Raw genomic sequence first — 11,762 nt, 5'->3', positions numbered from 1 at the left:
GGATCCGGGTCCGGGGGCGCCGGCGGATGCGCGCGGCGGAACAGGTCGAGCGGGACGGACGCACGGTCGGTCAGCCGGCGGCGGACTGGTTGCCGGCCTGGCTCTGCAGCGCCTGGATGAGCTTCGGGAGCAGCTCCAGCAACTGGGTGAGCTGCGCCGGCAGCGACAGCAGATCACCCACACCCTCCGCGGCATGCCCGACCCCTCCGGCCAACTGGCCGACGCCCCCGGCCAGTTGGCCGAGCCCGCCGGCCGCGCTCGCGGCACCGCCGAGCGCGGCGAGCGGGGCGGTGGCACCACCGAGAGCCGCCAGCGGGTTGGCCGCCCCGGCCGCTCCCGAGAGTGCGGCCAGTGGATTGGCGGCGCCAGCCGCGCCGGTGAGCGCGGCGAGCGGATTCACTGCCCCCGCCGCTCCGGTGAGTGCGGCCAGCGGATTGGCCGCGCCCGCGGCGCCGGTGAGCGCCGCCAGCGGGTTCGCGGCGCCCGCGAGCGCCGCCGCCGGATTGACCACCCCGGCGAGGGCGCCGAGCGCGTTCGCGGGCAGACCGGCCAGCGTCTCGACGGGATTCCCGGAGCCGGACGACGTCGACTTCTCCGGCCGGTTGAGAATGTCGTCGAAGGCCTCCTTGCTGCTGTCGGCCATATTGCCCACGAGGTCCTTGAGGATATCCTGCATGTTCTTGTTGCTGGCCATGAACCGGTTTCCTTTCGGTGAGTGCGTGATGTGTGCGGACGCCGATTACGGCTGTCCCGTGCGGCCTTCCATGGCTTTTGCGCAAACCGTTTTCAGGCGCGCCCGACCTCTGGTGAAAGCGGCCTCGGCCGCCTTGATGGAGATGTTGTTTATGCGGGCGAATTCCGCGGTGGAAATCCCGGCGACGCGGGCGAGTATCACTTCCTGTTCCCGGCCGCGCAGGAGTTGGACCTGGTCCATGAGCCACCGGCCGAAGTCCTCGTCACAGACGTCCTCCTCGGTGGTCCCGGGATCGTCCAGGAGCGCCGCGCGCTGTAAGAGGCGGCTACGGCGCTCCATGTCGCGGTAGTAGTCGATGCACAGGCGGAGTGCCACGGAGGTGAGGAAGGGGCCGAGCCGGTTTCTGTCCAGCGCGGCGTGCGAGGCCGCGCGTGCCATCGTTTCCTGGACGCAGTCCTCGGCGTCCTGATAACTCGGGAGTCTTCGGCGAACCAGCCGCATCAGGCGGTCCTGGTGCTGGAAAATCTCTTCCCAGGAGCATGGGGCGGGCGATGGGCAGGTGGAATGTTGCGCCATATGGATAGCAGCCCGTTGTCTCTCGGATAAGCAAGGGGACCGGACCGGAATTTATCTCTCGGCCGTATGGTTTTCTTACCCGAGGTGCTGCGGCGGCAAACCGCGACTTTTCCATTATGAATGGCGCAGGAATGTTTTTCCTTTCGTTGTCATTTCTGCATATGAAGCTCCCCGCCGGGATTCTCCGGGCGGGGCGCCGGCCGCCGCGCCCAGTCGCGGTTCCAGTTGAACCACATGTCCCGCACGGTCTGGTGCACCTGGGACGTGCTGCGCCGCAGCTCGGTGCCGTAGGCCTGCACCGCCTCCTTGCCCACGAGCCGCGCACCGCCGGTGAAGTAGGCGCCCCGGACGTGCCGTGGTGAGCGGAACTTGCCCCACAGCAGGATCTTCATCAGCGGCCAGAGGGTGAACACCCCGGCGGGGCAGCGGTCTTCGGGGTCGAGGGTCCCCCACACCGCCGGGCACAGCTCGCTCTCGCGCAGCAGGTCGTAGATGCGGGCGATCGCCTGATCTTTCGTCAGTTCACCGGCGCCGTACGCCAGTACGGCGTCGCGCGCCTGGTCGAAGAGCCGCTCGACCCACGGGTTGTCGACGCCCTGAAGACCCCGGTAGGGAGGCGTCTCCAGCGCGTCGAAGCAGGTCGGATCGTGGGTCTTCTCGAAGGTCACGGCGGCCTGGTTCTGGGCGTTGGTCCCGTAGAGCGTGGTGATGGTCCACACGCGGTTCCAGGCGTTCCACAACTCGAAGTCGTCGAAGGACAGATAGCTGCAGGACACCAGGTCGTCGTAGAACCGGAACATCCGCTTGATCCAGTGCTCCAGGTAGGAGAACCGGGCGGTGTCGAAGTCGTCCTGCCGCACCGCGTCGATCAGCCGGTGGCTCAGCGCGTTGAGCGCCATCACGGTGACCGCGAGTCCGCTGGAGAACAGCGGGTCGATGAACTCGCCGGCGTGCGGCAGCAGACACCACCGGTCGCCGACCACCGACCGCGAGGAGAACTGGGTGCGGTCGGTCGAGACGTACGGCCGTACCGACCGCGCCCGCTCGAACTGCCGGGCGACGCTGGGGAACCGCCGTACATGGTTCCAGAACTCCTCCTCCGCGGAGACCCCCTCGGGGCGCGGATACCGGTCGAGGTCGAGATTGACGCCGACGCTGCACAGCTCGCTGGTGCTCGACGTGTGGTTGTCGAACGGGATCACCCAGAACCAGCCGCCCTGGAAGAGGTGGTGCAGGGTGCCCTGGCTGAACGGGCTCGGCATCTTGTGCTGTTCGCGCGGGGGCGCCACGGTGTCGAAGGGCTTGACGTTCACCATGTGGGTGAAGATGGTGCGCGACCGCGTGCGGTACGGCGGTTCCTGCCTCAGCCCCAGGCGTTCGGGCAGGACGGCCCGCATCCCTCCGGCGTCGACCAGGTACGACGCCTGGAAGGTACCCCGTTCCCGGGTGACGAGCGTGACGCCGTCCTCGTCGAACTTCACGTCGTCGACGACGGTGTGGGTGTGGGCGGTCGCGCCGTACGAGACGGCGACGTGGAACATGTAGGCGTCCACGTCCTGCCGGAGGTAGTGCGAGTCGGGCCCGAGCGGCGGGCCCCAGGTCGGGTACTGGGTGCATTCCGCGGCGCGGGTGGGCTCCCCCTCGCGGTGATAGACGAAGCTGAAGTTCCGCTTGATTCCGCAGTTCGACGACACGTGGCGGCGCAGCGCCCCGTTGGTCGCCAGGTGCTCGATCTCCGGGACGTCGTAGCGGCGGGCCAGGACCCTGAGGCCGAAGGTGGTCTCCGGAACGGTGGACTCTCCGATGGCGAACCGGGGGTGACCGCTTCCTTCCAGAAGCAGCACGCGCACGCCGTGGCGCGCGAGGATCGCCCCCAGCATCGTCCCGCCGATGCCGCCTCCGACGATGGCGACATCGAAAACACGCTGGTCGTCTTGCATGTCTGCGGTCCTTTCAGGACGGGAGGAACGGGTGGCCGGGCGTGCGGGTGGTCATCGGGCCGGCAGCGCCCGCCGCACCGCGCAGGCGGCCACCCGCGCGGAGAACGAGACGGCGAACCAGGGCGTGGGCGCGAGCTCGGTCAACCGCCGCCGCTCGCCGGGGACTTGGCGGAAACCACGACCGGTGACGTCCAGCCAGGCCCCGAAGTGCAGCAGCCGCGCCTCGGGGCCGGCGTCCCGCGCGGGGACGGGGCGCATGTGCTCGCGGACCGCGCGGGTCAGCGTCCCGCGCCGCCCGTCGTCCACCCCGTGTCCGGCCAGGAAGCGGTCGAGCAACTCGGCCGAACGGCAGGGGAATCCACCCCGCACCCGCACCGCGCCCCCCGTCAGCCCGGTGTCGTGGAACACCGCGGCGGCGAGCAGACCGGTCCGGTCGTAGCCGATCCCCCGCACCCGCGCGCCGGCGTCGGCCAGCAGGAACGTCCGCAGCGAATGCAGCGCGATGCGCGGCGGAAGGACCCGGCCCATCTCCACCAGCGCCGCGTCCACCAGGGGGTCACCGAGCAACTCCGCCAGCGGAGGCTGGACGAGCAGCGGGCGCCATGGACCCGCCAGCGCCTCCCGTGGAACACCGCGTCTTGCGGCCATGTCCTGCTCCCCCTCGCATATTCGTCTGGCTTGTTGCGCCTATCTCATCTCTCTTTACGCTCGGGTTCCGTTTCCCCCTCCGCGTTTCGCCGGTCGCATCAACCTTGGCCGATCTTCGACCCTCCAGGGCCTCGCGCATGAATACGGCAGTACAAGGCAGGCCCGCCGAAAGGCAGTTGAAGCGGAAGATCCTTTTCCTCTCCGCAGCGACGCTTATCGGTCAGTCCCGACGGGCAGCCACCAACTTGTGATCGCCGTACTCAACGTCCATGAACGCACGCTCCCTGCCCCGCAGGAGGCTGTCGGCGCCCTGATCGACTCCCTCGGCTGCGACAACGACCGCCTCTGGCCGCCCGACTGGCCTCCCGTCCGCTTCGAACGGCCGCTGGCCGTCGGCGTCCGTGGCGGGCACGGACCGGTGCGGTACGTGGTGAGCCACTACGTGCCCGGTCACTGGGTGCGCTTCCGGTTCACCGGCCCCCGGGGCTTCAGGGGCTTCCACGAATTCAGTGTCGAACGCCTCGACCAGGGACGTACGGTCCTGCGCAACACGCTGGTCCTGCGTCCGCAAGGGGTGCGCTGGCTGGGCTGGCTGCTGTTCTTCCGCCCCCTGCACGACGCGGCGTTCCAGCACAGCCTGGACTGCGCCGAGCGGGCCCTGACCGGCCGGGTGGCCCGCCCGGTCAGATGGAGCCGGTACGTGCGACTGCTGCGTGCGGCGACCGCCCGACTGGCGCCGCGATGGGCCGTGTGACTCCCCTCGCCCGTACGGCAACGCATTCGAAAATGCGTGCCCTATATACGCCATGGAGGGAATTCTTTCCCTCGATCGAGGGATCGTTGCCGCTTTTCGTGGACGCGAGACTGAGAAACATGAGCTTCCCGAACCCTCGCATTCCTGGAATCAATACGGACGACATCGTCACCGACATCACCGAGGCGCCCCACCGCGTGGGCGGACTCGCCCAGGCCGGCGCCGCCCAGATCATCGCCACCGTCGACGTGGAGGCGGGAGAGGACGACTGGAACCTCCCCCTGACCGAAGAACACCCACGCCCCGTCGTGCTCGTGCACGGCACCTTCGGCAACCGCGGCTACACCTGGACCCAGGCCGCGCCCTTACTGCGGCAGCACGGCTACCGGGTCTTCCGCCCGGACTACGGCCACCATCTCAACCCCGTCCTCTTCGGCCTCGGCGACATCAAGGAGTCCGCCAGGCAGCTCGGAGCCTTCGTCGACGAGGTACTGCGCCGCACGGGAGCACGGCAGGTGGACCTGGTCGGCTTCTCCCAGGGCGGCATGATGCCGCGCTACTACCTCAGCGAGCTGGGCGGCGCCCCGAACGTGCACCACCTCGTCGGCATCGCCCCCAGCAACCACGGCATCACCGCCCAGGGTCTGGTGAACCTCGCCCGCCAGATCCCGGGCGCGCGGGAACTCGTCGAGCACGGCGCCGTCGAGGTGACCGTGCCGGCCTGGGTCCAGTTGCAGCACGACGACCCCTTCCAGCGTGAACTCGCCGACCTCGGCGAAACCGTGGAGGGCGTCCGCTACACCGTCATCGCCACCCGGTACGACGACGTGGTCACCCCGTACACCTCGTGCCTGCTGGCCGAGACCGAGGGCCACCACGTCACGAACATCGTCCTTCAGGATCTCGCCCCCGACGACCACACCGCGCACGCCGCCATGCCCTACAACCCCACGGTCCTGAAGGAGGTCCTCAAAGCTCTCGGCTCCTGAGCCGCGGGCGAGCCGTCTGGGGCTGCCCCTCAGCGGCTGCCGTCGAGGATGACCCGCGAGACCAGCGCCGGGTCGTCGTTCATCGGACAGTGGCCGCAGCCGGGCAGCCGCACCAGCCGCGCCCGGGGGATGATCTGCTTGGCGCGCACGCCCTGGCGCCGTACGAGCAGTCTGTCCCTCGTGCCCCAGGCGACGGTGACCGGGATGCCGGGGACGTCGTCGGTGAACTGGACGGCGGTGCCGGCCCTGAGGGTCTCGGCGAAGCCCGTGGCCTTCGCCAGCGCGAGCGTCTCGGCGACGACGGCCTCGGGCAAACGGCGGGTCGGGCGGGCGTAGATGGTGCTGGTCAGGGCCACGCGACCGGCCGCCGTGCGCGCCATCCGCTCGACCAGCGGGAGGGGTATCCGCTCGGCCATGCGCCGCATCCCGATGAGCACGCCGAAGGCGTAGCGCCGCTCGGCCTGCGTCCAGAATCCGGCCGGGGACAGGGCCGTCACCGACCGCACCAGGTTCTCGCGGCCGAGCTCCAGGGCGAGCAGACCACCGAGCGAGTTGCCCGCCACGTGTGGCCGGTCGATCTCCAGCGCCTCGCAGAAGGCCCCGAACACCGTGGTGGTCGTCGGCAGGTCGTAGGCGAGGCCCTCCGGCAGGCCGGGGGACACGCCGAACCCGGGGAGGTCCACGGCGATCACGTCGCGCTCGGTCGCCAGGATGTCCACTATCGGATCCCAGGCCTGCCGGTGGTGACCTATGCCGTGCAGCAGGAGCAGTGGTTCACCTCTGCCCGCGCGCGTGTAGGAGACGGTGACCGGCTGGGCGCCCCGGGCGGAGGGCACTTTGAAGGAGACGGTGGCGGACATGGGGCTGCTCCTCGACGGACTCATGGACGACTGGACGACCGCGGCGTAGACAGCTTGTCAGCAATTGCTACCGGCGGGTAGCCCCTTGTGTTGGCGCGTGGTTCGAGCAGCACCTTGCAGTGCGTGTGGTTCGGGCGGCCTCTTGCGGTGGCGGGTGGTTCTGTCGTCGGGACACGACGTCCTGTCGCCTGGACACGATCGTTTGCGTCGGCTGGGATGGAGCCGTGACCACCGACACCGCGACCGACGTCTTCGAACAGCACCGACCCGTCCTCCTGGGTGTCGCCTACCGCATGCTGGGACGCGTGGCCGACGCGGAGGACGTGGTGCAGGAGGCATGGCTGCGCTGGTCGGCCGCCGACCGGGGCGAGGTGCGTGAACCGCGCGGCTATCTGGTCCGCATCACCACCCGCCTGGCCATCGACCGGCTGCGGCAGGTCAAGGCGCGCGGCGAGACGTACGTCGGCCCGTGGCTGCCGGAGCCGTACGTCACCGACTTCGGGGACACCGTGCCCGACACCGCGGAGCGGGCGGTGCTCGCCGACACCGTCTCGCTCGCCGTCCTCGTCGTCCTGGAGTCGCTGTCGCCCCTGGAGCGCGCGGTGTTCGTCCTCAGGGAGGCCTTCGGCTACCCGTACGCCGAGATCGCCGCCATGCTGGAGCGCGGTGAGCCGGCGGTGCGCCAGCTCGCCGGGCGGGCCCGCAAGCACGTCGAGGAACGCCGCCCCCGCTACGAGGTCGACCCCGTCCAGCGCCGCGACCTCACCGAGCGGTTCCTCGCCGCCGCCGACGGGGGAGACCTCGAAGGGCTGATGTCCCTGCTGGCCCCGGACGTCCGCCTGGTCGGCGACAGTGGTGGCAAGTCCAAGGCGCCGCTGCGGGTCCTGGAGACGGCGGACAAGGTGGGCCGCTTCGTCCACGGTGCCGCCCAGAAGGGCGCTGCCCCGGACCTGTCCTTCCGCTTCCTGGAGCTCAACGGAGGTCCCGCGCTGCTGGTGCTGTCGGGGGAGAAGCCGGACTCCGTCTTCCAGCTGGACGTCTTGGAGGGCCGCATCCAGTCCATCTACATCATCCGCAACCCCGACAAGCTGCGGTCCCTGGCCTCCGTCTGACGTCCCGGCCGCCTCCGAGGCCTCCGTTTGATTGGTCTTGACCAAGGGTGAGGGCCGTCCTATGGTCGCAGAGAAGTGCAACAACCTTTAATAAACAAGGGCGCTAAAACGCCGCCGGACCACGGCGATTGCGGAGGACAGGGTGGGGACCACGCAGCTGGAATCGGTGCCGGAACCGAAGTACTGGCATCTAAAGACCGTGCTCAGTGAGGCACTGGACTCCGAGTTCACGGTGGGTGAGATCCTGCCCAACGAGCGCGACCTCGCTGCCCGCTTCGGCGTGGCCCGCGCCACGCTCCGCCAGGCCCTGGAGCAGCTCGAACTGGAAGGCAGGCTCCAGCGCCGCCGAGGAGTCGGTACGACCGTCGCCCCGCCGCGCATGGGTGTGGCCGTCGGCACGGAGCAACACGAGTGGCCGGGCGCGGCCGGAGATGTCTGGCAGCCCGTCGACTGCACCCTGGAGGTGCCGCCCGCGGCTGTCGCCGCAGCCCTGGAGACGGGCCACGAGCAGCCCGTGCACACGGTCCGCCGCTCCCGTACGACCCACGGCCAGCCGGTCGCCGCCGAGCTGCTCTACATCACGCGGACGTCGGTGCCCGAGCTCTCCGCCATAGACGCGCCGTCCGGCGCGGCACGCGCGCGTGCGGTGCTGCGCGAGCTGCAGCGGCTGGAGCTGGAGGGCCAGGAGAACGCCGTGGAGCTCGGCTCCGCCCGCGCGGACGACGCCAAGCAGCTGGACCGGCTGCCCGGGGCGCCCGTCCTCGTCGTCACCACCCGCTACTTCGCCGAGGGACGCCTCGCGGCACTCTCCGTCGCGACGTACCGCGCTGACACGTGTCGGCTGACCTTCGGGGACTCCGGCGGCGTGGAGATCCACTCGGGGCCGGAGAGCCGGGCGTCCTGAGCGACACCGCCGTACGGGCGGCGCCCCTTTCCGGGGCGCCGCCCGTCAGCGGCGGGCGGTCACCGTGCCCTCCACCGCGAACAGCTGCTCCTCCACATGATCGAGCGCCAGCCGCAGCGCACCCGTCGCGACGGCCGCCTCACCCAGGAGTGACAGAGCCACCTTCGGGGGCCGCAGACAGTAGCGCGCCAACTCCCGCCGCAGCGGGTCCAGTACGCCGTCCAGGCCGACCGCCCAGCCGCCGATGACGACCAGTTCCGGGTCGAGGGCCAGCACGAGCGCCGCCACGTCGTGCACCAGCCGCTGGATGAAGCGGTCGACGGCCGCGCGGGCCCGCTGGTCGCCCTCGCGGGCCTGCGTGAAGACCTTGGCGACCGCCTGCTCGTCCAGCGGGTGCAGGGGCTCGTCCGTGGTGGACAGCAGCGTCTCCGGCGTCGCCTCCCGGCCCAGCAGATGCAGCGCGCCGATCTCCCCGGCCGCCCCGCCGTACCCCCGGTGCAGCCGCCCGCCGATCAGCGAACCGGCCCCCGGACTGAGCCCGGCCAGGACGAACACGACGTCGTCGGACTCGGTCGCGGCGCCCTTCCAGTGCTCGGCGACCGCCGCGGCGTTGGCGTCGTTCTCGACCAGGACCGGGCACTTGAAGGAGCGGCTCAGCCGCTCGCCCAGCCGCAGCCCCGTCCACTGAGGCAGGGCGGTGCCCAGCCGTACCGTGCCGTCCGCCTCCACGATCCCTGGCGTGGCGACCCCCACGGCCCGCAGGGAGCCGCGCGCGACACCGGCCCGTCGCAGCAGTTCGGCCACCGCGGTGCGCAGCCGCTCCAGGCGCTCGTCCGCCGACGCCGTCTCGTCGACGTCCTTGGTCTGCGCGCCGATCACCCGGCCGTCCAGGTCGGCGAGGAGCACGGCGACGCGGTGCGCCCCGATCTCCACGCCCAGCAGATGTCCGGCCTCGGCCCGGAACCGGAACCGCCGCGCGGGCCGCCCCTGCCGCCGTACGACGCTCTCGTCGGCGGCCTTCTCGACGACGTACCCCGCCTCGATGAGCCCCTCGACGACGCCCTCGACGGTCGGCCGGGACAGTCCGGTCACCCGGGTGATCTCGGTGAGCGTGGCGCAGTCCGTGGCACGCAGCGCGTGCAGCACCACCGCGGAGTTGATCCTCCGCAGCAGCGAGGGATCCCCGCCGGTCAGCCGCCCCACCGTCCGTCCTCCCAGCTCGTGCGCGTGTTGGCCGGATCGTACTCGGCGCGGCGAACCCCGGCGAGTGCCGGAACCCACAGGCCACCGAACCGTCGCCGCGCTCCGGCACCGCTCAGCCGGGCGCCACGAACCCCGACTCGTACGCCGTGATCACGGCCTGCGTACGGTCCCGCGCGCCCAGCTTCGCCAGTACGGCGCTGACGTGCGACTTCACCGTCTCCGTCCCGACGATCAGCCGGGCGGCGATCTCCGCGTTCGACAGTCCGCGGGCCATCAGCCGCAGCACCTCGGCCTCCCGCTCGGTCAGCCGGGCCCGCTCCAGCACCTGCCGCGCCGCGCGGTTGCCGCCGCCGTCGCCGTACTCGGCGGCCAGCTGCCGCACCGAGGCAGGGAACAGCAGCGACTCACCCTCGGCGACCAGCCGCACCGCGTGCACGATCTCGGCGGGCCGGGCCCGCTTCAGCAGGAACCCATCGGCGCCGGCCCGCAGCGCCTCGTACACGTACTCGTCGTTTTCGAACGTCGTCACCACGAGGATCTTCGGCGGCTCCTCGACCGTCCGCAGCACCGCCCGCGTGGCCTCGATGCCGTCCAGCAGGGGCATCCGCACGTCCATGGCGACCACGTCCGGCCGCAGCTGCCGCACCAGCGGAATCACCGCCGCCCCGTCGGCCGCCTCCCCGACGACCTCGATATCGGGCTGCGCCTCCAGCACGGCCCGCAGACCGGCGCGGACCAGGGGTTCGTCATCGACGAGGAGAACGGTGACCGGCATCCGGCCAGCCTAGTGCTGGGGCACTAGATCAGCGCAGCGGCAACTCGACATGCACCTGCCAGTCACCCGCGTCCGGTCCGGTCCGCGCGCGGCCCCCGAGCAGGGCCGCACGCTCGCGTATCCCGCGAAGACCGCTGCCGCGCCCGGGCCCCGGTATCCCGGCGGCGAGCGGATTGCGCACCTCCAGGTCGAGGGAGCGGTCCGCGACCTTCACACGCACCTGGACGGGGACGGCTCCCGCGTGCCGCAGCACATTGGTCAGCGACTCCTGAAGGATGCGGTAGCCCTCTCGGGAGACCGGGCCCGGCACGGTGTCCAACGGTCCGGTCAGTTCGGCGTCGACCTTCGCTCCGGCGGCACGGGCGGACTCCAGCAGCCGGTCGGCGTCCGTGAGCGTCGGCCGGCCGCTGACGGGCTTCTCCGACTCGCGCAGCACCCCGAGCACGCGTTCCAGATCCTCCAGGGCGGCCCGGCCGGTCTCCTCGATCGCGCTCAGCGCCCGGTCGGTGAACGCGGGATCGCCGGCCGCCCGCGCGGCGCCGGCCTGCACGACGGCGACGGTCAGCGCGTGGCCGATGGAGTCGTGCAGTTCGCGGGCGATGCGCGTGCGTTCCAGCAGCTGCTCGGTGCGCTCCTCCAGGGCGGCGAGGCGCTCGGTGGGGGAGGGGCCGAGCAGGCGCTGGGCGATACCGGTGATCAGTTGTCCGGAGGCGACCACCACGGCGGCCAGTGCGATCGGGGGGAGCGGCGTGAGCAGCGTGTACCACCAGTGATGGCCTGGAACCTGGATGAATGTGGCCGGGTCCGGACTGCCCCCCTGAGCTGTGCGCACCAGATCGTCGGTGAGCATGGGGAGGTGGATCGTGAGGAAGGAGACAGCACAGCCCACGGCCAGCCGGGTCATCAACCACAGCGTGGTTCGCCCGCGGTCGCCCCAGGTGACGGACGGAGCGGTGACGATCTCCGCACTTCGGCTGTCGTGCCGCTGGCCCAGGAGTAACAGCCTGGCCTGCAACCCTTCGACCGTCCGCATCGCGGGCACGAGTCCCGCGAACGCGAGCAGCACGACAGCCGTGAACCAGGCCCACAACGGGTCGAAGACGTACCACCACATGGCCGGCCACACGACGGCCATGAAGAGGTGCAGCCATCGTGTGTACGTCACCGCCCGGCCGAACGGGCGCAACAAGCGGACCATTCCGTCATCGTGCCAGCCACCACTGACAACAGACCTCCCCCGCACGGGGGAGACGATCTCCACCGCCGGGGGAGGCCCCAGGCACGCTCCGGCCGCGAGGCTTGCTTCC

12 protein-coding genes are annotated in these 11,762 nt (G+C 70.8%); 4 read left to right on the top strand and 8 right to left on the bottom strand.

The genetic code is table 11. The features are described 5' to 3' along the window. Nucleotides 1–70 precede the first annotated feature (70 nt). The 4 genes from Q4V64_RS07455 to Q4V64_RS07440 form a co-directional block, all read right to left on the bottom strand. On the bottom strand, nt 71–694 hold the full coding sequence (locus Q4V64_RS07455) for a hypothetical protein (protein WP_253267332.1): 624 nt from the start codon (nt 692–694) through the stop codon (nt 71–73). 45 nt (nt 695–739) lie between these two features. Next, a complete protein-coding gene (locus Q4V64_RS07450; RefSeq protein WP_348540794.1) occupies nt 740–1,195 on the bottom strand; it encodes a sigma-70 family RNA polymerase sigma factor in 456 nt (151 codons plus the stop codon). A gap of 224 nt (nt 1,196–1,419) precedes the next feature. Beyond that, a complete protein-coding gene (locus Q4V64_RS07445) occupies nt 1,420–3,210 on the bottom strand; it encodes a tryptophan 7-halogenase (RefSeq protein ID WP_124444125.1) in 1,791 nt (596 codons plus the stop codon). A 51-nt stretch (nt 3,211–3,261) separates the two neighbouring features. Continuing rightward, on the bottom strand, nt 3,262–3,858 hold the full coding sequence (locus Q4V64_RS07440; RefSeq protein WP_124444126.1) for a hypothetical protein: 597 nt from the start codon (nt 3,856–3,858) through the stop codon (nt 3,262–3,264). A 250-nt stretch (nt 3,859–4,108) separates the two neighbouring features. On the opposite strand from Q4V64_RS07440, the gene Q4V64_RS07435 reads away from it, so the two are divergent. Next, entirely contained in the window at nt 4,109–4,612 is a 504-nt protein-coding gene (locus Q4V64_RS07435; RefSeq protein WP_124444161.1) for an SRPBCC family protein, read from the top strand. A 119-nt stretch (nt 4,613–4,731) separates the two neighbouring features. Next, the gene (locus Q4V64_RS07430; protein ID WP_124444127.1) at nt 4,732–5,601 is read left to right on the top strand and encodes an alpha/beta fold hydrolase; all 870 of its coding nucleotides are present in this window, start codon (nt 4,732–4,734) and stop codon (nt 5,599–5,601) included. 29 nt (nt 5,602–5,630) lie between these two features. Here the strand turns inward: Q4V64_RS07430 and Q4V64_RS07425 are convergent, their stop codons facing one another. Continuing rightward, nucleotides 5,631–6,461 (bottom strand): alpha/beta fold hydrolase, encoded by an 831-nt coding sequence (locus tag Q4V64_RS07425; RefSeq protein WP_124444128.1) that lies wholly within the window; start codon nt 6,459–6,461, stop codon nt 5,631–5,633. Nucleotides 6,462–6,685: 224 nt separating this feature from the next. Here Q4V64_RS07425 and Q4V64_RS07420 point away from each other — a divergent pair, with 224 nt between their 5' ends. Further along, on the top strand, nt 6,686–7,573 hold the full coding sequence (locus tag Q4V64_RS07420; RefSeq protein ID WP_124444129.1) for an RNA polymerase sigma-70 factor: 888 nt from the start codon (nt 6,686–6,688) through the stop codon (nt 7,571–7,573). 142 nt (nt 7,574–7,715) lie between these two features. Further along, complete coding sequence (locus Q4V64_RS07415) at nt 7,716–8,477, top strand: GntR family transcriptional regulator (RefSeq protein WP_124444130.1); 762 nt, start codon at nt 7,716–7,718, stop codon at nt 8,475–8,477. Nucleotides 8,478–8,522: 45 nt separating this feature from the next. Here Q4V64_RS07415 and Q4V64_RS07410 read toward each other — a convergent pair whose 3' ends face one another. The 3 genes from Q4V64_RS07410 to Q4V64_RS07400 form a co-directional block, all read right to left on the bottom strand. Next, nucleotides 8,523–9,680 carry an ROK family protein gene (locus tag Q4V64_RS07410; RefSeq protein WP_124444131.1) on the bottom strand — a complete coding sequence of 386 codons (1,158 nt, stop codon included), beginning with the start codon at nt 9,678–9,680 and terminating at the stop codon, nt 8,523–8,525. Between the two features lie 112 nt (nt 9,681–9,792). Then, complete coding sequence (locus tag Q4V64_RS07405; RefSeq protein ID WP_124444132.1) at nt 9,793–10,455, bottom strand: response regulator transcription factor; 663 nt, start codon at nt 10,453–10,455, stop codon at nt 9,793–9,795. A 28-nt stretch (nt 10,456–10,483) separates the two neighbouring features. Continuing rightward, nucleotides 10,484–11,653 (bottom strand): histidine kinase, encoded by a 1,170-nt coding sequence (locus tag Q4V64_RS07400; protein WP_124444133.1) that lies wholly within the window; start codon nt 11,651–11,653, stop codon nt 10,484–10,486. Between the last annotated feature and the right edge of the window lie 109 nt (nt 11,654–11,762).

It is taken from the genome of Streptomyces sp. NL15-2K, from assembly GCF_030551255.1.
Lineage (GTDB): Bacteria > Actinomycetota > Actinomycetes > Streptomycetales > Streptomycetaceae > Streptomyces.
The sequence above is the reverse complement of the archived record's forward strand: the minus strand, read 5'-3'. Positions and strand labels throughout refer to the sequence as shown.